At 72.5% G+C, this 19,426-nt stretch carries 17 protein-coding genes; 10 read left to right on the forward strand and 7 right to left on the reverse strand.

Going from position 1 to position 19,426, the window contains the following annotated elements:
* Window positions 1-186: 186 nt before the first annotated feature.
* Complete coding sequence (locus tag B207_RS0101155; RefSeq protein WP_018634671.1) at window positions 187-1,161, forward strand: ribose-phosphate diphosphokinase; 975 nt, start codon at window positions 187-189, stop codon at window positions 1,159-1,161.
* Window positions 1,162-1,240: 79 nt separating this feature from the next.
* Window positions 1,241-2,263, forward strand: a complete 1,023-nt coding sequence (locus B207_RS0101160) for a tryptophan--tRNA ligase (RefSeq protein ID WP_026310544.1) — start codon at window positions 1,241-1,243, stop codon at window positions 2,261-2,263.
* Window positions 2,264-2,323: 60 nt separating this feature from the next.
* On the opposite strand, the gene rsmA is transcribed toward B207_RS0101160, so the two are convergent.
* Window positions 2,324-3,211: a 16S rRNA (adenine(1518)-N(6)/adenine(1519)-N(6))-dimethyltransferase RsmA gene (gene rsmA, locus B207_RS0101165; protein ID WP_026310545.1), complete on the reverse strand. Its 888-nt coding sequence runs from the start codon at window positions 3,209-3,211 to the stop codon at window positions 2,324-2,326.
* A complete protein-coding gene (locus B207_RS0101170) occupies window positions 3,205-4,029 on the reverse strand; it encodes a TatD family hydrolase (RefSeq protein WP_018634674.1) in 825 nt (274 codons plus the stop codon). The genes rsmA and B207_RS0101170 overlap by 7 nt, the downstream gene beginning before the upstream one ends.
* 146 nt (window positions 4,030-4,175) lie before the next feature.
* Here B207_RS0101170 and B207_RS32005 point away from each other — a divergent pair, with 146 nt between their 5' ends.
* Both B207_RS32005 and B207_RS0101180 read left to right on the forward strand, forming a co-directional pair.
* Complete coding sequence (locus tag B207_RS32005; RefSeq protein ID WP_018634675.1) at window positions 4,176-5,546, forward strand: ABC transporter substrate-binding protein; 1,371 nt, start codon at window positions 4,176-4,178, stop codon at window positions 5,544-5,546.
* A 10-nt stretch (window positions 5,547-5,556) separates the two neighbouring features.
* On the forward strand, window positions 5,557-6,168 hold the full coding sequence (locus tag B207_RS0101180; protein WP_230204768.1) for a YdcF family protein: 612 nt from the start codon (window positions 5,557-5,559) through the stop codon (window positions 6,166-6,168).
* Between the two features lie 10 nt (window positions 6,169-6,178).
* Here the strand turns inward: B207_RS0101180 and B207_RS0101185 are convergent, their stop codons facing one another.
* The 4 genes from B207_RS0101185 to rsmI all read right to left on the reverse strand — a co-directional run bounded on the left by B207_RS0101185 (window position 6,179) and on the right by rsmI (window position 9,741).
* Window positions 6,179-6,721, reverse strand: a complete 543-nt coding sequence (locus B207_RS0101185; protein ID WP_035739606.1) for a YdcF family protein — start codon at window positions 6,719-6,721, stop codon at window positions 6,179-6,181.
* Between the two features lie 149 nt (window positions 6,722-6,870).
* Window positions 6,871-7,734 (reverse strand): glucose-1-phosphate thymidylyltransferase RfbA, encoded by an 864-nt coding sequence (gene rfbA, locus B207_RS0101190; RefSeq protein WP_018634678.1) that lies wholly within the window; start codon window positions 7,732-7,734, stop codon window positions 6,871-6,873.
* A gap of 112 nt (window positions 7,735-7,846) precedes the next feature.
* The gene (locus tag B207_RS0101195) at window positions 7,847-8,425 is read right to left on the reverse strand and encodes a dTDP-4-dehydrorhamnose 3,5-epimerase family protein (protein WP_018634679.1); all 579 of its coding nucleotides are present in this window, start codon (window positions 8,423-8,425) and stop codon (window positions 7,847-7,849) included.
* Between the two features lie 290 nt (window positions 8,426-8,715).
* The gene (gene rsmI, locus B207_RS0101200) at window positions 8,716-9,741 is read right to left on the reverse strand and encodes a 16S rRNA (cytidine(1402)-2'-O)-methyltransferase (protein ID WP_018634680.1); all 1,026 of its coding nucleotides are present in this window, start codon (window positions 9,739-9,741) and stop codon (window positions 8,716-8,718) included.
* A 40-nt stretch (window positions 9,742-9,781) separates the two neighbouring features.
* On the opposite strand from rsmI, the gene B207_RS0101205 reads away from it, so the two are divergent.
* Both B207_RS0101205 and B207_RS0101210 read left to right on the forward strand, forming a co-directional pair.
* Window positions 9,782-11,443: a dolichyl-phosphate-mannose--protein mannosyltransferase gene (locus tag B207_RS0101205; RefSeq protein WP_018634681.1), complete on the forward strand. Its 1,662-nt coding sequence runs from the start codon at window positions 9,782-9,784 to the stop codon at window positions 11,441-11,443.
* A gap of 470 nt (window positions 11,444-11,913) precedes the next feature.
* Window positions 11,914-12,111: a hypothetical protein gene (locus B207_RS0101210; RefSeq protein WP_006541195.1), complete on the forward strand. Its 198-nt coding sequence runs from the start codon at window positions 11,914-11,916 to the stop codon at window positions 12,109-12,111.
* A gap of 168 nt (window positions 12,112-12,279) precedes the next feature.
* Here B207_RS0101210 and B207_RS32010 read toward each other — a convergent pair whose 3' ends face one another.
* On the reverse strand, window positions 12,280-13,035 hold the full coding sequence (locus B207_RS32010) for a hypothetical protein (RefSeq protein ID WP_018634682.1): 756 nt from the start codon (window positions 13,033-13,035) through the stop codon (window positions 12,280-12,282).
* Window positions 13,036-13,437: 402 nt separating this feature from the next.
* On the opposite strand from B207_RS32010, the gene B207_RS0101220 reads away from it, so the two are divergent.
* The 4 genes from B207_RS0101220 (at window position 13,438) to B207_RS0101235 (ending at window position 19,334) form a co-directional block, all read left to right on the forward strand.
* Window positions 13,438-15,222 (forward strand): glycoside hydrolase family 15 protein, encoded by a 1,785-nt coding sequence (locus tag B207_RS0101220; RefSeq protein WP_018634683.1) that lies wholly within the window; start codon window positions 13,438-13,440, stop codon window positions 15,220-15,222.
* Window positions 15,223-15,375: 153 nt separating this feature from the next.
* Window positions 15,376-17,085 carry an FAD/NAD(P)-binding protein gene (locus tag B207_RS0101225; RefSeq protein WP_051102321.1) on the forward strand — a complete coding sequence of 570 codons (1,710 nt, stop codon included), beginning with the start codon at window positions 15,376-15,378 and terminating at the stop codon, window positions 17,083-17,085.
* A gap of 27 nt (window positions 17,086-17,112) precedes the next feature.
* Complete coding sequence (locus B207_RS0101230; RefSeq protein ID WP_018634685.1) at window positions 17,113-17,547, forward strand: hypothetical protein; 435 nt, start codon at window positions 17,113-17,115, stop codon at window positions 17,545-17,547.
* A gap of 305 nt (window positions 17,548-17,852) precedes the next feature.
* Complete coding sequence (locus B207_RS0101235) at window positions 17,853-19,334, forward strand: FHA domain-containing protein (RefSeq protein WP_018634686.1); 1,482 nt, start codon at window positions 17,853-17,855, stop codon at window positions 19,332-19,334.
* Window positions 19,335-19,426 lie beyond the last annotated feature (92 nt).

Genomic DNA, 19,426 nt, shown 5'->3' on the forward strand with positions numbered 1-19,426 from the left:
CTCCCGTACGCGCCCCGATCGGACCGGGTGGGCCGACCTGACCGGGCGATCGCGGTGCCCGGGCCCCGGCACGGAACGGGCACCATCCGAGCGAGGGTGCGTCGTCCCAGCAAGGACTCCACGCCCACAACCGTCCCTGTCACGGCCGCCTGTCAGCGCCGCCAGTCATGCCCTGAGGAGAACACGGTGGGATACCAGACCGAGAACCGCCGGAACCTGATGCTCTTCGCTGGACGCTCGCACCCCGAGCTCACGGCCGAGGTCGCCCGCGAGCTCGACGTCGAGCCCGTGCCCACGAACGCCTACGAGTTCGCCAGCGGAGAGATCTTCGTCCGGTTCGAGGAGTCGGTGCGCGGGTGCGACGCCTTCGTGCTGCAGGCCCACGGCGCCCCGGTGAACACCTGGCTGATGGAACAGCTGATCATGGTGGACGCGCTCAAGCGCGCCAGCGCGAAGCGCATCACCGTGGTCGCCCCGTTCTACCCGTACGCCCGTCAGGACAAGAAGCACCGCGGGCGGGAGCCGATCTCGGCCCGCCTGGTCGCCGACCTGTTCAAGGCCGCCGGCGCGCACCGGCTGATGTCCGTCGACCTGCACACCGCGCAGATCCAGGGCTTCTTCGACGGGCCGGTGGACCACCTGTTCGCGTTGCCACTGCTGGCCGACTACATCGAGAGCAAGCTGGACACGTCCGAGGTGACGGTCGTCGCGCCCGACTCGGGCCGGGTCCGGGTCGCGGAGCGGTGGACCGACCGGCTCGGCTGCCCGCTGGCGATCATCCACAAGCGGCGCGACCCGGACGTGCCGAACCAGGTGAAGATGTTCGACGTCGTCGGTGAGGTCGACGGCCGCACCTGCGTGATCGTCGATGACATGATCGACACCGCCGGGACGATCACCAAGGCCGCGGAGTCGCTGAAGGAGCACGGCGCGGCCAACGTCATCGCGGCCGCCACCCACGGCGTGCTGTCCGGCCCGGCGGCGGACCGGCTGAAGAACTCCGAGATCAGCGAGGTCGTCCTCACCAACACCCTTCCGCTGCCCAGCGAGGCGCGCATCGACAAGCTGACCGAGCTGTCGATCGCACCGCTGATCGCCGCCGCGATCAAGGCCGTCTTCGAGGACGGGTCGGTGACCGGCCTGTTCGGCGGGGACGCCTGAAGACCCGCCGCCGACGCCTCGGTACCGGACCGGTCTCGGCCGCCGGGGCTGTCGGGGGCTGGCCGTAGAATCTCCGGGCATGACGCAGGACCGCCCACGGGTGTCGCTGACCGGGATCAAACCGACCGGCGATCCCCATCTGGGCAACTACATCGGGGCGATCCGCCCCGCGCTCGAGCTGACGGCGAACTACGAGTCGATCTACTTCATCGCCGACTACCACGCCCTCACCTCGATCCGGGACAGGGAGAAGTTCGCGGCGTACACCCGGTCCGTCGCCGCCACCTGGATCACGCTCGGCCTCGACCCCGAGCGCACCGTCTTCTACAAGCAGTCCGACGTCCCGGAGATCTTCGAGCTCGCCTGGATCCTGTCCTGCGTCACGGGCAAGGGCCTGATGAACCGCGCGCACGCCTACAAGGCCGCGCGTGACCGCAACGCCGAGAACGGCGTCGCCGACCTCGACGCCGGGGTCAACATGGGGCTGTTCAACTACCCCGTCCTGATGGCCGTCGACATCCTGATCATGGGCTCCGACGTGGTCCCCGTCGGGCAGGACCAGATCCAGCACGTCGAGTACGCGGCCGACATCGCCGGCTCGTTCAACCACCTCTTCGGCTCCACCTACAGCCTGAAGATCCCCGAGGCGATCATCCCGACCGGGGTGAACGCCCGCACGATGCCCGGCACCGACGGCCGGAAGATGAGCAAGTCGTACGGGAACACGATCCCGCTGTTCGCGCCGCCGTCCCGGCTGCGCAAGCTCGTCCGCGGCATCGTCAGCGACAGCACCCCCGTCGAGGAGCCGAAGGACCCGGACAGCTCGGCGGCCTTCCAGATCTACGAGAACTTCGCCAGCCCCGAGGCCGTGAAGGACATGCGCGTCCGCCTCGAGCAGGGCGGCACCGGCTGGGGCGAGCTGAAGAACGCCCTGTTCGAGACGCTGGACGCCTGGCTCACCCCGCTGCGGGCCCGGTACGAGGAGCTCGTCGCCCCCGGCAGCGAGCTGGACACGATCCTCGCGGCCGGCGCGGAGAAGGCCCGCGACCGAGCCCGCCCGGTGCTCGCCGGCGCCCGGCGCGCCATCGGCGTCGACCTCTAGCCGGCTGGTCGGCGGGGGTCAGCCAGCCGGCTGATCAGCTGGCCGGCTGGTCGGCGGGGGTCAGCCGCCCGCACGGGCAGCGCGGGCCTCGTGCGCGAGGCGGGCGAACGCGTGGACGTCGAGGGTCTCGCCGCGGGCGCCCGGGTCGATGCCCGCGGCCCGGGCGAGCCGCTCGGCCGCCGCCGGTGAACCCGCCCAGGGGGCGAGCGCCGTCCGCAGGGTCTTGCGCCGCTGGGCGAAGGCCGCGTCGACCGCCGCGAAGACCTCCACGCGCAGGTCCGGGTCGGCGGGCGGGGCGGCCCGTCGTTCGAACGCGACGAGGCCGGAGTCGACGTTGGGCTGCGGCCAGAACACCGGGCGGGGCACCGCGCCGGCCGGGCGCGCATGGGCGTACCAGGCCAGTTTGACGCTCGGCACGCCGTAGATCCGCCCGCCCGGCGGCGAGGTGAGCCGGTCGGCCACCTCGGCCTGCACCATCACCAGGCCGCGGCGCACGGTCGGAAACCGCTCCAGCAGCCCCAGCAGCAGCGGGACGGCGACGTTGTACGGCAGGTTCGCCGCCAGCACGGTCGGGGCGGCGACCTCGGCCGGCAGGTCGGCGGGCCCCACCCGCAGCCCGTCGGCCTCGACGACGTGCAGCCGCCGCGCCACCGCCGCGGGCAGCCGGGCGGCGGCGGTCAGCGGGAGGGCGGCGGCGAGCGGCGGGTCCACCTCGACCGCGACGACCGCGGCCGCCTCGGCGACCAGCCCGAGAGTCAGCGAGCCCAGCCCGGGGCCGACCTCGAGGGCGACGTCGTCCGGGCCGATCGCGGCCAGCCGGACCAGCCGGCGGACGGTGTTCGGGTCGACCAGGAAGTTCTGGCCGCGCCGCTTCGTCGGCCGCAGGTCCAGCGCGTGGGCGAGCTCGCGGATGTCGGCCGGCGAGAGCAGCGCGTCGGTGTCTACCAGGGCCCGAAGGTCCGTTCCGCGTTGGCGGTCACCTGGGCGGCGAGCTCGTCGACGGCCACGCCACGGGTCTGCGCGAGTACCCGCAGGGTCAGCGGGATCAGGTAGGGCCCGCCCGGTCGCCCGCGCCACGGGACGGGGGTGAGATAGGGCGCGTCGGTCTCGACCAACAGCAGCTCGGCCGGCGCGACGGCGGCGGCCTCCCGCAGCGCCTCGGCGTTCCTGAAGGTGACGTTGCCGGCGAAGGACATCACGTACCCGGCGTCGGCGCAGACCTTCGCCATCGCCGCGTCGCCGGAGAAGGCGTGGAAGACGACGTGTTCGGGCGCCCCCTCCTCGGCGAGGATGCGCAGCGTGTCGTCGTGCGCCTCCCGGTCGTGGATCATCAGGGCGCGGCCGGTCTCCCGGGCGATCGCGATGTGCCGGCGGAAGCTCTCCTGCTGGGCGGCGTGCTGCTCCGGCGCGGTGCGGTAGTAGTCCAGGCCGGTCTCCCCGACGGCCACGACCCCGGCCGTGCGGGCGAGCGCGGCGATCGCCTCGAAGGTCTCCTCGGGCACCCCGCCGGCGGCCTCGTTCGGGTGGATGGCGACCGCGGCGCGCACCTCGGGGTGCTCGGCGGCGACACCGGCCTGCCAGCGGCTCGTCGCCAGGTCGACGCCGACCGTGATCATCCGGGTGATGCCGACCGACCGGGCGGCGGCGATGGCCTCCACGACCGGTGTGTCCATCAGGTCGAGGTGGCAGTGCGCGTCGACCGCGGGAACGGGCAGCGCCTCGGGGGGCGGCGGCGGATCACCCGACCGACCGGAGTTTCTCGCCACCCGTCCGCTCCTCACCCGTCTCGCCCGTCGTCACCGGGGTGCCGCACACGGGCCACCCCACGCCAGATCTTAGGGCTCCCGCCGGGCGTGTCACCGTGGCGGCCGTGGGATTCTGAGGGAGTGCTTGACCTCACGGGCTCCCGGCCATGACGACACCGCTTCCTGTCGCGCTGGTCACGCCGCTGACCGGACCGGACGCCGCCGTCGGCCTGGCGGCGCTGCGGGGCATGACGCTCTGGGCCCGTGACGAACGGCTCCCGCCCCCCTGGGACGAGATCGGTGTGACGGCGTACGACGCCTACCCGGACCCGGTCCGCGCGATGCGGGCGGCGGTCGCCGCCGAGCCGGCGGCGGTCTTCGGCCCGGTCGGCGCGCGGGCGGCACTGGCCGCGCTCGGCGCCACGGACCGTCTCGTGATCAACGCGGGGGCGCCGTCCACCCGTTTCGTCCGCCAGTCGTTCCCGCACATCGTGAACATGGCCGCTCCGGCGTCCACCTGGCCGCGCGGGGTGCTGGCAGCGGTCCGCTCCGTCGACCGGCAGGCCCGCCGCGTCGCGCTGCTCGCCTCCGGCGAGATGGCCGTCGAGCTGACGTCGGTGTGCCGGGCGGCGGCCCGGGCGCAGGGCTACGAGGTCGTGTCGAACACCTTCGCACCCGGCCGCGGCGGCGCGGCGGCCCGTCCGCTGGCGCCCGCGGACGTCCTCATCGTGCACGGCAGCGCCGAGGACGAGCTGGAGATCGCCAACATCCTGCTGCGCCGCTCGTGGCGGGCCGCCGCGTTCTCCACCGCGGTGAGCGCGGAGGCGACGGCGACGCTGGGTGCCCTGCGTGAGGGCCTGCTGGCCCCGGCGAGCTGGGCACCGGACAACGCCGACGAGACGGGAACCGGGCCGACCGCGCGGCAGTTCTCCGCCGACTTCACCGCGCTGCACGGGGTGCCGCCCACCACGACCGCGGCGTGGGCGTACGTGTCGGGCCTCATCCTGGGGCGCTGCATCCGGCTCTGCGGCCGCGTCGGTGACGCCTCGCTCCTGGCCGCCGCCCGCGGGCTCGACACCACCACGCTGCTCGGCCGCTTCCGCCTCGACCAGGCGACCGGGCTCCAGGTCGGCCACCAGGTGCCGATCGTGCAGTGGCAGTCCGGTGCGTCCTGGACGGTCTGGCCCCGGGACTCCGCCCGCGCGCCCTTCCACCATCCGCGCTGGAACGCACCGCCTCCCGGTGGCCTTGCCGGCGCGAGTGACGGTCCGGACACCGCCGGCCGGGACGCCGCCGGCCGGGACGCCGCCGGCCGGGACCCTGCCGGCCGGCGCGCGCCGGCCGCGGCTCCGGATGACAGGTCCGCCCAGGCGCCGCCGGTGGGCGCGGGCCCTGAACCGACGCTTCCCCTGCCCTCGCAGGGCGGCGCCGGCCCACGCCCGCTCCGCCTGGGGCGCCCGCGCCCGGGGCTGGGCACCGGCGGGTTCGGCACCGGTGGCTTCGGTGCCGGCGGGTTCGGCGCCCGCCGGCCGGGCTGACGGGGCCCGCATGTCAGCACCGGTCGAAGGCTCCGCCAAGCCGCGCCGCGCCACCAGCACGAGGCCCGGCAGGGGGCCCGGCAAGGGGAGCGCCCGGGGCACCGGACGGCGGCGGCGCACCACCGTGGCCGTGGCGCTGGGGGTCAGCAGTCTGCTGTTCCTGGGCGCGACCGCCCGGCTGTTCGTCTTCCCAGGGCGGGACGAGCCGGCGCCGGTGGACGCCATCGTGATGTTCGCCGGCAGCCCCGGCCGCATCGAGCACGCCGTCGCGCTCGCCGAGGCCGGCTACGCACCGACACTGGCCGTCTCGGTGCCCACGGTGGACGACCCCTGCCCCCCGCCGATCCCGGGTGTGGAGGTGATCTGCTTCGCGCCGGATCCCCTCACCACCCAGGGCGAGTCGCGCTGGACGGCCGCCGCTGCCGCCCGCTACGGCTGGCGATCCGTCCTGGTGATCACCTCGACGAGCCAGACCACCCGGGCGCGGCTGCGGCTCGCGCGCTGCTACCCCGGGCAGGTCCTGATGAGCCCGGTGTCGCCGCCCCGGCGCATGTGGCCGTACATGATCGCCTACGAGTGGGCCGCGATGGGCAAGGCCCTCGTCGTCCAGCGGGAGTGCTGACGTCGGCTGTTCAGCAGCCGCGCTGCAGGACATGTGCCTTGACCGTCGCGGCGGTCTGGTAGGCGAAGAGGTACGGCCAGTCGCGCAGGCGGGGCTCGACAGCGCTCACGAGGATCTCGCCGTCGTAACAGCGGCCGATTCGAAGCCGGGCCCTGCTGTCCTGGGAACGGTCGGTGACAAACATGATCGATTCCCAGCCGCGGGTTCGGGCCAGCCGTCCGGCCTCCCGGGCCTCCCCCTGGGTTGTCATCGGGTCGGGCCAGAAGCAGATGATCTCCACGTTGCGGCCGGTCCGCGACGAGTCGGGGCACCGCCACGTGCCGGGCATGGAAATGACGACCACCGGGGCGATGCCCGACCGCGCGAGCTCGAGGGTTCTGGTGAGGCGTGGTCCCGGTCCGCCGAGCATGAAGATCGCGTCGACGGGGCTAGGCTGGTCGATCTTCGGCAACAGAATCGTCCGCACGGTCATGGCGAACAGCACCAGGGTGCACAACACCGCGCCGCGGGACGCCAGCCGCCGGATCTGGCGCTGTCGCGCGTCCACAGTCATCCCCACAACGGTAGGAGGCGGACGGACCACCCTGGGCAGCGGCGGCACGTGCTCTGTTTCACGCGTGTCACTGTTTACCTGCACAGGCGTCAGCGGACGATGTGCACGCTGTGGATTCGAGGCCCGCGCCCGGCGGGCCACCTGCCGCGTTACCCCTCCAGCAGACCCTGCAGGTAGGCGCCGTAGCCGCTCTTCGCCAGCGGCCGCACCAGTGCCGCCAGCTGGTCGTCCGTGACGAAGCCCTCCCGCCAGGCGACCTCCTCGATGCAGCCGATCTTGAGACCCTGCCGCTCCTCGATCACCTGCACGAACTGGGCCGCCTGCATGAGGGAGTTGAACGTGCCGGTGTCGAGCCAGGCGGTACCCCGGTCGAGCAGATGCACGTTCAGGCCACCGCGGCTCAGGTACTCCTGGTTGACCGCGGTGATCTCCAGCTCGCCCCGGGCGCTCGGCGTCGTGGCCCGGGCGATCTCCAGAACGGAGTTGTCGTAGAAGTACAGGCCGGTCACGGCGTAGCGCGACTTCGGCTTCTCCGGCTTCTCCTCGATGGACATCGCCCGCCGCCGGTCGTCGAACTCGACCACGCCATAGCGTTCCGGATCCGAGACATGGTAGGCGAAGACAACCCCACCGACCGGATCGGTGTACCGCCTGAGCTGTTCCCCCAGGCCGACGCCGTAGAAGATGTTGTCGCCGAGAACGAGGGCGACCTTGTCGTCGCCGACGAAGTCAGCTCCGATGATGAATGCTTCGGCCAGCCCACGCGGCTCGTCCTGCACCGCGTACTCGAACCGGCAGCCGAGCCGCGAACCGTCACCCAGCAGGCGCTGGAACTGCGCCTGGTCCTGCGGGGTGGTGATGATGAGGATCTCGCGAATTCCGGCGGCCATCAGGGTGGAGAGCGGATAGTAGATCATGGGCTTGTCGTAGACGGGCATGAGCTGCTTGCTGACCGCATGGGTGATGGGATAGAGCCGGGAACCCGTACCTCCCGCCAGAACAATGCCCTTCATACCGGCCTGCGCCCACCTTTCGACACCGATCCCGACCTGCCTGCGGAAAACTCTCCGTGGCCACTCGCAGCGTTTCGGCCGCGGGCGCTGTGCGCGGATGACCCCGCCGTCTTCATGCCGGCACCTCGTCAAACGGACGGACATCAGCCAGCGCGGCGTGGTTCCGGTCCCGCTCCGAGATCACGGCCTCGTCGAGCGGAATCGGCCAGCGCACGCCGAGCGCCGGGTCCGCCAGGTTGACGAAGACGTAGTCGTCGTATTCCTCGGCACTCCAGTGCCGGTTGACACTGTAGATGTAGTAGGTGTCATCCTCCAGGGTCTGGAAGGAGTTCGCCACTCCTCTGGGGAGAAAAACCGCGCAGTTCTGGTCGATCTCGACGGTGACAACCCGCCCGAAGTTCCCGCCCGCCCGCAGGTCCAGGTACGCGCAGAAGACCCGGCCGGCCACCACCGAGATGTACTTGTCCCAGGGCTCAGCGTGAAAACCCCTGGTCACGCCCGCGCTCCGGTTGAAGGAGACGCTGGTCTGCACCACCTCGAAGGATTCCGGCAGCCCGGCGGCGACCAGCTTGGCCCGGTGGAACTTCTCCTGGAACCAGCCGCGCTCGTCCGCCATGCTGGTGATGTCGAAGACGAGCAGCCCCGGAATCTCCGTCCTCCGGACCGAGAACTCCGTCGTTGCCACGGCCATATGAAAGCTCCCCCTCGCGTCGTCGGTCGCACCGCGAGCCGCCGTAACCGCTACCCGCGGGGTGCGAACCGCCCCCCTGACGCCTGCATCGCGCATCATAAACCGGTCCACACTCCGGCGGAGTGGAGCCGGACGCGGGCGGACGGTTTCTTTCAGCCACCACGGCGCGCGGGGCGTGCCCCGGCTGTTGCGATCCAGTGTCCCGCCCCCGGCCGCCGTTGCCAGCAGGCCGGGTCCGGCGCGTCCGATTCCGGCCACGGTGCCGCACCGGCGGAACGGGCCCGCGCGGTTCAGGCTCCGGTCAGCGACGGACCACCCGGACCGCCCGGACCGCTCTCCGAGCTGGCGCCCTCTTCAGACCCGGAGCCCTCTTCAGACCCGGTGGCGTTCCCGGAAGCGGGATCCCGAACGTCATCGTCATCGGGCCCGGCCGCGGCGCGGGCGGCAACGATCGCGTCGTAGACCTGCCGGGACCCGATCCCGTGGTCGGCGGCAACCGTCTTGCGTGCCTCCTTCGGCGTCATGCCCCCCGCGACGAGGTGCTCGACCGCCGCGGCCAGCGCCGCCGGGCCGGCCGGCCGGCCCGCGGCCGCACCGCCGAACGCGCTGTCAGCTCCGCCGCGGGCCCCCGCCGGAGCACCGGCGACAACCAGGGTGAACTCGCCTCGGATCTCACGGCCGTCGGTCGCCCAGTCCACCAGACCGGCCAGATCCGTCCGGACGATCTCCTCCCAGGTCTTGGTCAGCTCCCGGCACAGGGTCGCCCTCCGACCGCCGCCGAGGACGTCGGCCGCCTCGCGCAGCGCTGCCACCAGACGATGCGGGGACTCGAGGAACACCATGGTGCGGGGCTCGGCCGCCAGGCCGCGCAGGCGAGAGCGGCGCTCACCGCCCTTGCGGGGCAGGAACCCCTCGAAGGTCCACCGGTCCGAGGGGAGCCCGCTCACCGCGAGGGCCGCCGTCACCGCGGACGGGCCCGGCACGACCGTGACCGGCACGCCGGCCTGTGACGCCGCCGCGACCAGGCGGAAACCCGGGTCCGAGACCGCGGGCATGCCCGCGTCGGTGATCAGGGCAACGGTGGAGCCGGCGAGCAGCTGCTCGGTGAGCATCGCGGCACGCGCGCCCTCGACCGCGTCGTAGCAGGAGACCACCCGGCCCCGGATCGTGACCCCGAGCGCGTGGGCGAGCCGGCGCAGGCGCCGCGTGTCCTCCGCGGCGATGACGTCCGCGGTCGCGAGCACCTCGGCGAGCCGGGGGCTGGCGTCACGTGGGTCGCCGATCGGGGCACCGCACAGCACCAGGGTCCCGGACACCCGACCAGTCTGCCAGGGCCCAGGACCTACCCTGATCGGTGTGACGGCGACGACGGCGCATCTTTCCCGTTCCGAGACCGGACCGCCGGGTCCCGACGCGGACGCCGGTGCGGGTGCGGACGCCGGTGCGGGTGCGGACGCGCCGACTGCCGCCGTCCCGGCCGGCCGGGCGGAGCGGGAGCGGGAGCGGCAGGAACGGCGGGCGAAGCTGTGCCCACCGATGCCAGGCGACCGGCTGGTCGGCTGGGTCGCCCCGGTGCTCATCGCCGTAGCCGCCGGCATCCTGCGCTTCTGGCGGCTCACCGAACCCCGCGGGCTCTACTTCGACGAGGTCTACTACGTCAAGGACGCCTGGGGTCTCATGACCGCCGGGTACGAGATCAACTCGAAGACCTGCGACGGGCCCGCGTACGTCGTCCACCCGCCACTCGGCAAGTGGCTCATGGCCGCGTCACAGTGGCTGTTCGGCTATGTCGACTGTGCGGGCACCGCGCACGGCAGCCCCGAGCTGGGCTGGCGCTTCTCGTCCGCGCTCGCCGGCACGCTGGCCGTCCTGGTGCTCGCCCGGGCCGCGCGGCGGATCTTCCGCTCGACGCTGCTGGGATGCTTCGCCGGCCTCCTGCTGGCGCTGGACGGGCTGGCGTTCGTGCAGAGCCGGATCGGCATCCTCGACATCTTCCTGATGACGGGCATCGTCATCGCACTGGCCTGCCTGGTGCTCGACCGCGACGACGGCCGCCGGCGGATGGCCGCCCGGCTCGACCGGATGGAGCCGGGCGCGGCAGGGTCCGCCGACGCACGGTTCGGGCCACGTCTCGGCCCACGCCCGTGGCGGATCCTCATGGGAGTCGCGCTCGGCGCGTCCATGGGCGTGAAGTGGAGCGCGCTGTACACCGTGGTGGGCTTCGCGGCGCTGGCCCTGGCGTGGGACGTCGGTGCCCGCCGCACGGCGGGGGCGCCGTCCCCCTTCCTGGGGGCGCTGCGCCGTGATCTGCCCGGCTGGCTGGTGGGCTTCGTCGCCCTGCCCACCGTGACTTTCCTCGCGACGTGGACGGGCTGGTTCGTCACCGACGGCGGCTGGAACCGGGACGCGCACGGTGACGGCTTCGTCAATGCCTGGCGCAGCTGGTGGGACTACCAGCAACAGGTCCTGAAGTTCCACGAGGGGCTGTCCGACTCCCACCCGTTCCGCTCGACACCGATGAGCTGGCTGGTGCTCGGACGTCCGATCGCCTACTTCTACAGCTCGCCGGTGTTCGGCGCCGAGGGTTGCACGGCACCGGGTGGCTGCTCGCGGGAGGTCATCGCGCTGGGGAACCCGGCGATCTGGTGGGGCGGCACGGCGGCTCTGGTCGGCTCGCTGGTGCTGTGGGTGCGCAGCCGCGACTGGCGGGCGGCGCTGGTGCTCGTCGGGTTCGGCTCGGCGTTCCTGCCCTGGCTGCTGCTTCCGGGCCGGACGATGTTCTTCTTCTACGCGCTGCCGTCGCTGCCGTTCCTGGTGCTGGGCCTGACGGCGATGGCGGGGCTGGTGCTGGGGCCGCGGGAGGCATCCGACGTCAGGCGGCTCACCGGCGCGCTGGCAGTCGGTGTGTACACGGTGGCCGTGGTCCTCCTGTTTGCCTATTTCTATCCGATTCTGGCCGCCGAGGTGATTCCGTACTCGTCCTGGCGGATGCGGATGTGGTTCCCGGGGTGGATCTGACCGTTTTTGGCAGCCTGCCGCCCCCGAGCCGGCACGGACAGCCGCCCCCGGGTGCCGCTCCCGGCGGTTCGACTGCCGCCGAGCCGCCGGGAGCGGAAACAGGACACAGGATGACCCTCAGATAAGACCACAGTCGTGTCTCATGTCACCTTTACCGAAAACTCCCCTGAATGCTGACGACGCCACGAGATGGGACCATCACCGAGAGATGACCTCGGTCAGGCGAGGTCGGTACGGGGGAGACGTTTTCGACCATGGGAAGTCACCGAAAGTCCACAACACCGACGGCTACCAGCATCGCCACATCCCCGAACGAGGGGGGTCACGCACGCGCCGACAACCCGATCGGGGATCGTGGATCGGTCACCACGTCCCTTGGCCGCGGGGATGAGGCGGTCCTCAAGGGCCTCCTCGGCACGATCGGCCACCGGCCACGGGTGTCCGGGGGACCTGAAATGGGAGGAAAGAGCATGGCGGATGTGTCGGTACGCTTCGCGATGACCGATGACAGCGAGATCGTCCTCAATCTCTCGCTCACCCAGGCAATCCGGCTCACCGAAGCCATCGCGTCGAAGGTCAGCCAGGCCATGACCGAGCAGCCGCGCGCGGGCATGAACGGCAACGCCTACGGTCCGGGGGTGCGTCCGGGGCCGTACTCGACCTCCTGAGCCCGCGCGGCCCTGCTCTCAGGGGCCCTGAGCCCGCGGCGGTCCGAGTCCCCGCCTCTCCCGCCGGTTGACGACCAGCGGCGCCGCGGCTCTCTCAAGCACCGGATCAGGCGCACCGGGCCGACGCGGTCCCCCGGCCCGCGGTCGGTGCGCCGGGTTGTCTCCGGGTCATCTCCTGGGCAGTGCCTGCGGCCCAGCACCGGGCAGCGGGCCCGTCCCGGGGTTCGCCGCCGCCCTGCCCGGCGGGCCGACCACCATGTCCTCCACGCCCATGTCCGGACGTCCGACGAACACGTCAGGGCGCCCGACCGCCGCCGCTGGACGCCCGGCGTTCGGGTTCCGGGCAGGCTCCCCGCTCGTGCCGGTGGGCGCGACGCCGGTGCCGGTCATCTCGGCGATCAGAGCGTTGAGCAGACCGAGGTCCCTGCGCCGCTGCTCGACCGCCGAGGCGGTGTCGGTGTGGCCCGGCGTCAGTGCGGCGCGCACCCGACCGAGCCCGGCACGCAGCGCGATGACGGCCTCGGGGGGCAGCAGGCCCTCCCGCAGCACCAGCACCACCTGCCCGCCGTGGTCCACCACGTCGCAGGGCTGGTTCATCGGCATCGTGACCACACGGATACCCACGGGCGCCTCCTGGTCGTAGACCAGGCAGAGCTTGTCCTCCGCCAGCACCTCCGCGGAGCCGTCGTCCCACAGCACCGTCGCGCGGGCGCACCCGGAGGTGGCAGCGGGGGTGGCGTCCACCCGCACGCCACCGGACGAGGGCTGCGTCTCCTCCCACGACAGCGGGTGCACGGACAGCACCGTCCCACGCCTGGACCACACACCGCCGCCGAGATCATCCACCGGAAAGACCCGGTCGCCGCGGGCGAACATGACAAGGCCGGCTCGGCCGTCCGCGATGGCCGGCCACTGCTTCGTCATGTCGTGATCGTAGGGTGCCTGCCCGGACGCCGGACACCCAAGACCCCATGGCCCGCGCGGGACCACCCGCGCGGGCCATGGCCGCCGCGGTCGCCCCCGAAGGCGACCCGACTGTCAGAACTGGCGGTTCACCTCGCCGGAGCCAGTCCCCGCCTGCCTGACCGGGGCAGGCCGTCACCACCCCGATCGGGTGGTCGGGGGCACCTTCGGCGGTGCTCTGTGGCTTGCCGGAGAGGCCGGTCCGCCTGCCGGGGCGGGGTACCTTCGGCTAACCACGTCGACGTGGGCGCAGTGACCACCCGGCGGAAGACGCGCGGAACCTTCAGGACCTGCCGCTTCCCAGGACTTGCCGCACAGCCCGTCTCTCCGGCTCGCCCGGACATCCCACGCGCGGAGAACTGCATGCCCGGATCCGACTACCCGCCGATCGAGGAGCACGGGGTCATCGGTGATCTCCGCACCGTGGCCCTGGTGGCCACGGACGGAACGATCGACTGGTACTGCCCGCAGCGTTTCGACGGCGCGTCCGTCTTCGCGAGCCTGCTGGACGCTGACCGCGGCGGCTCCTTCCGGATCCACTGCGGCGAGTCGAAGGCCAAGCAGCTCTACCTGCCCGACTCGAACATCCTGATGACGAGGTTCCTCACCCCGTCAGCGGTGGGCGAGGTCGTCGACTTCATGATCCCGGTCGACAACGACCGCACCGAGACACCGCACGTGATCGTCCGGCAGGCCCGCGCCGTGCGCGGCACGGCCGGGTTCCAGCTGCGCTGCGACCCCCGTTTCGACTATGGGCGGGCGTCCCACACCGTGACCCTGGTGCCGGGGTCGGGAGCGGTCTTCGAGTCGGCGTCCGGCCGCCTCGTCCTGCGCACGGCGCTACCGCTGCGGGTGGTGGGAACAGCGGTCGCCTGCGACTTCGAGCTGGCGACGGGCGAGACGTCCGACATCGTGCTGGAGTGGGACTCCGAAATCCGGCCCCTGCAGACGGGGGAGGCGGACACCCTGTTCGCCCGGACCCTCGGGTACTGGCAGAACTGGCTGCGCTCCGCGCGGTACCAGGGCCGCTGGCGGGAGATGGTGCTCCGCTCGGCCCTGGTCCTGAAGCTGCTCGTGTACCGCCCGACCGGGGCACTCATCGCCGCCCCCACGACCTCCCTGCCGGAGGAGCTCGGCGGAGTGCGCAACTGGGACTACCGCTACACCTGGATCCGGGACGCCGCCTTCACCACCTACGCGCTCATGGCCCTCGGCTTCACCGACGAGGCCGCGGCGTTCATGGACTGGCTGGAGCAGCGGTGCAAGGAGGCACCCCCCGACCAGGGCCTGAGCGTGCTCTACAGCGTGGACGGCAACGCCGACCTGGACGAGATCGTGCTCGAGCACCTCGCGGGCTACCGCGGGTCGAAGCCCGTCCGGATCGGCAACGGCGCCGCCGGCCAGCTCCAGCTGGACATCTACGGCGAGCTGATGGACTCGGTCTACCTCTACAACAAGCAGGTCCCGATCTCGTTCCAGCTCTGGGAGGCTCTCGGGCGCCAGCTCGACTGGCTGGCCCAGCACTGGGAGCAGCCCGACGAGGGCATCTGGGAGACCCGCGGCGGGCGGCAGCGGTTCACCTACTCGGCGGTGATGACCTGGGTCGCGTTCGAGCGGGCCTGCCGGATCTCCCGGCAGCGCGGCCTGCCCGGGCCCACCAACGACTGGAAGGACCACGCCGGGCGGGCCTACCGGTTCGTCCAGAACGAGGCCTGGAACCCCCAGCTCGGGGCGTACATGGAGTTCCCGGGCTCGCCGCGGCTGGACGCGTCGCTGCTCTGCATGCCGCTGGTGAAGTTCTCCGGCCCGACCGACCCCCGCTTCCTGTCCACCCTGGACCGGGTCGGCACGGACCTGGTCAGCGACAGCCTGGTGCGCCGGTACGCCGCCGACGGCAGCGACGGGCTGACCGGGGACGAGGGCACCTTCAACCTCTGCTCGTTCTGGTACGTCGAGGCGCTGACCCGGGCCGGGCGCACGACCGAGGCGCGCCTGGTCTTCGAGAAGATGCTCACCTACGCCAACCACGTGGGGCTCTACGCGGAGGAGATCGGCCCGTCGGGCGAGGCCCTGGGCAACTTCCCGCAGGCGTTCACCCACCTGGCCCTGATCAGCGCGGCGATCCATCTGGACCGGGCGCTCCCCTGACAGTGCCCGGCGCCCGTCGGGCACCGGGCCGGCCGGGCCCTGTCTTGCCACGGACATCCGGCCCGGACGGGGGGTCTACCGACCTATCCTGGCAACCCGGCCAGGGAAGACGGTGTCAGGCCGGCAGGTCGGATCTAGGAGGCACCGGCGGTGATCGGCGCGCAGTCACCCGGTGACCGGCAGCCCCGCCCCGGTGGGCGCCGCGCCGCGCGTCCTGACGACCCCGCCGACGGGCCGACGACGGTCCTCGCGGGCCCGGCGGCCCCGCCACCGCCCGCACCGCCCGCACCGCCCGGCCGGACCAGGTCTCCGGCCCCCGCGCAGGCCAGCCACCCGGCCCCGGTGCGCGGGGACCTCACCCCCGCGCTGGTGGAGACGTCGGTCTGGACGGACGGCATGCTGGCCCAGGCGGGCATCCCCGTCCACGACACGCCCCTGGTCACGGTGGGGGGTGGCATCGGTTCGTTCGTCCTGGTCGACTACCTGCGCATCGCGGGGGCACCGACCTCGGCCATCCGGGTGCTTTCCAACATCGAGACACCGTGGCAGACCTACCGGTACCTGACCCGGGTCTCCCAGATCCCCGACCACGAACGGATCCGGTCCGATTCGGGATCGACGCCGGACAACATCTGGGCGTTCCCGTCCTACGCCGTCCGGGAGGCGTTCGCCGCCCGCGGCCTGCGCGGTTTCGTGGAGCCCCTGTTCCGGGTCGCCACCGAGCCGCTGCTGTCGGACTACTTCACCCCGCGGATCGGGGCGGTCCTCGACAGCATGGCGCGGGAGGCGGCGCGGATCTCCTACCCGCAGATGCTGGTCCCCGGCCAGGTGCGGATGGTCCGCCGCCGCACCGGCGGCGGCTACTTCACGGTCATCACTCCCCCGACCGGGCGGTCCGCGACCCGGCGGGTGGCGTTCCGCAGCCGGCACGTCCACCTGGGGGTCGGTTACCCGGGCCTGAAGTTCCTCCCGGACCTGCAGGAGTACCGGTCGCGATACGGGGACGTCCGCCGGGTCGTCAACGCCTACGAGCCGCACGAGCACGTCTACGACGAGCTGATCCGCCATCCGGCGACGGTGGTGGTGCGCGGCGCGGGCATCGTCGCCTCACGGATCCTCGACCGACTGATCACCGACCGTGATCGGCACGGCGCCCGAACGCACATCGTGCACCTGTTCCGCACCTACGTGCGCGGGTCCCACGGGCCGAGCGTGTTCATGCGCCGCCGCGGCGGCGACGGCTGGGCCTACCAGGGGTTCAACTATCCGAAGTCGGTGTGGGGCGGCCAGCTCAAGGCCCGCATGCGCACGCTCGAGGGCGACGAGCGCCGGGCGCTCTACGAGACGATCGGCGGGACGAACACCCCCCGGCGGCGCAGGTGGCAGGAGCAGCTCGCCCGCGGCCGGCACGAGGGCTGGTACGCGACCAGGGTCGGCGAGGTGGAGCGGCTCACCCCCGGGCCGGGCGGCACGGTGGTCACCCGGGTCCGCACCGCCGACGGCATGCTCGAGGTCCCCGCGGCCTACGTGATCGACGCGACCGGGCTGGTGGCGGACATCCGCGAGCACCGGGTCCTCGCCGACCTCCTCGACCACTCGGGTGCCGGTCACAACCCGCTCGGCCGCCTCGACGTGGAGCGCACCTTCGAGGTCCGGGGGACGCGCAGCGGTTCGGGGCGGCTCTACGCGTCGGGCGCGGCGACTCTCGGCGGGTACTTCCCCGGGGTGGACACCTTCCTGGGGCTGCAGATCGCCGCCCAGGAAATCTGTGACGACCTGGCTTCGCAGGGATTCGTACCCCGGTTGGGGGTGGCCCGTTCGGTGTCGCAATGGGTGCGTTGGATGCGCAACCAACCGGTCTGACGCCGTACCGATCGGAGAATGTGAACGATGGTGCCGACACTGGCCGGACGACTTCAGACCAGGCTGTTCCTGCTGGCCACCGTTGGCACTCTTCTGACGGTGCTGATCACCCCCGTCCTGCCCACCGGGGCGTCGCTCGGCGCGGCCTACCGGGCGAGCTTCGGGGTGCTGTTCACGGTCGCGGTGATCGGGCTGGGCTGGGAGGTCGCCTACCACGGCCTGCAGCAGTTCCGCTGGGAGAAGGACTGGCCGATGCTGTTCGGCCTGCTCACCGCGCTCAACGAAGGGCTGCTGGTCTGGCTCGCGGTGCGGGCCGGCGCGGCGCCGGGGGCGGACGGACTGCCCGGCACCGCCTTCCTGCTCCACTTCGCGGTCGTCTGGCTGGGCGTGTGGCTGACCGCGAACGGCCCCATGCGCGTCCCGTTCCTGCGGTGGCGCTTCCACGGCGGGCGGCTGATCTGAACGCCCCCGGGCCGGCGCCCGGCAGGGCGGCGGTGCCCGGCCGTGAACTGCCCGGCCGTGAACTGCCCGGTCTGACGATCACGCCGGGCCGCGTCCGCGCGGGTGACACCACGGGAGAGTCCGGGTGATACCACGGGAGAGAAGGTGGACGCACGGACACCCCTGGCCAGAGGTGAACATCGGACATATCGGCTTACCGCGGCGATCCGCCCGGCAGGATAAGTACGGTACGGCGCGCGGGGGTGCCGCTAGTCTGAAGATCGGTACCGTTTGCACGACGCGGAGAAGCGGCGAAGGGCGAGGCAATGGCGGGACTGGACCGTTTCCGGGTCGTGGTCGGCACCGGGCACGGCGGGCAGGCAGGTGTGGTCGTCAGGCGGCCCGGTGTGCTGGTCGTCGCCTCCGTGAGCCGGCCGGAGACCATTGAGACCACCAAGCGGCTGCTCGCACTGTGTGCCGAGGTCACCAGCGAGGCGGGCAGCCCGGCCACGACCGGTTCCCGTCTCGTCCGCCGGGTGGCCGGCCTCCTCGTCGACGCCGAGGCCGAGCGGGTCCCCGACTTCGGCCTGCTGACAACTGTCAACGACCGGATCGCCGCGCTGGTCCACGGTGCGATGGACGTCGTCACCGGCGGCCCCGCGCCGGTGTCCCTCTCCGGGGTGGACTCCGCGACCTGGGTGGACCGGCTGCTGCCCCTCGAGACCACCAGGATCGACATCGGGCCGACCGAGGCGATGCCCAGCCTGTTGCAGGCGGGCCTCGCCGGGCTCACCGGCCTGCGCGGGCTCGACGACCTCGGCTTCCCGCTGGACCTGCGGGTCGGCGCCGTGCCGGGCACCGCGGCGAGCCTGATCGTGGACGACGACGCTGCCGTCGCGGCCGCGGCCCTCGGCTCCGGCGACGCGTTCCTCTCCGGGTTCGAGCCGCCGCGCGAGCCGATGACGGAGGCCGCGCCCATCCCCACTCCGGGCCGGCGGATGCCCGATCAGCTGTCCACCGCCCCGCCGGCACTCACCCCGCTGCTCAGCAAGGACGACGAGGCGCACCGCCGGCTCGCGGCCGCTGCCGAGCCGACCCAGGCCGCCGACTTCGACGAGCTGGACGAGGACCCCCCCACCACGCTCGCCGAGCGTGAGCTGGCCTCCCGCGGCCAGGGCCACGACGGGCACGGTGCGGAGCACCTGCACGACGACCTCCACGACGATCTGGACGACGACCAGGACGCGCTCACCCAGCTGCCCGGCGACCCGACCTTCACGGTGTCGGACCTCATCGAGGACGACGACGCCGAGACGATGCTGCCGAACGCGGCGCAGCCGCAGGTCGAGGGCATCATGTGTGCCAACGGCCACTTCAACCACCCGCAGGCGCCGTACTGCGCGGAGTGCGGGATCTCCCTGGCCCAGCAGACGAACCGGACCGTGCTCGGCCCGCGGCCGCCGATCGGCGTGCTGGTGTTCGACGACGGCCAGACCGTCAACGTCGACATGGATCTGGTCATCGGCCGCCAGCCCGACCGGGACGAGGCGGTCCGCGCCGGCAACGCCCGCCCGCTGCCCGTGGAGGACGGCGAGAGCGCGGTGTCCCGCGTCCACGCGGTGATCACCCTGAACGGGTGGGACGCGGTGATCACCGACCGCGGGTCGGCCAACGGGACGTACATCGCCCCGCCGGAGGCGACCGTGTGGACGCCGCTGAGCCCGCACCAGCCCGCGCCGCTGGTGCCCGGCACCCGGGTGCAGGTCGGCAAGCGCACGTTCGTCTTCAACTCCCATATCCAGGTCTGACCGCTCGCCGGACGGAATCCGGGGGCCGGGTGGCCCGGCGCTCCCGGGCGGTTCGCCCCTGACCGGGCGCCGCCGGTGGGTCAGACTGGACG

It is taken from the genome of Parafrankia elaeagni (genome assembly GCF_000374165.1).
Taxonomy (GTDB): Bacteria; Actinomycetota; Actinomycetes; order Frankiales; family Frankiaceae; genus Parafrankia; species Parafrankia elaeagni.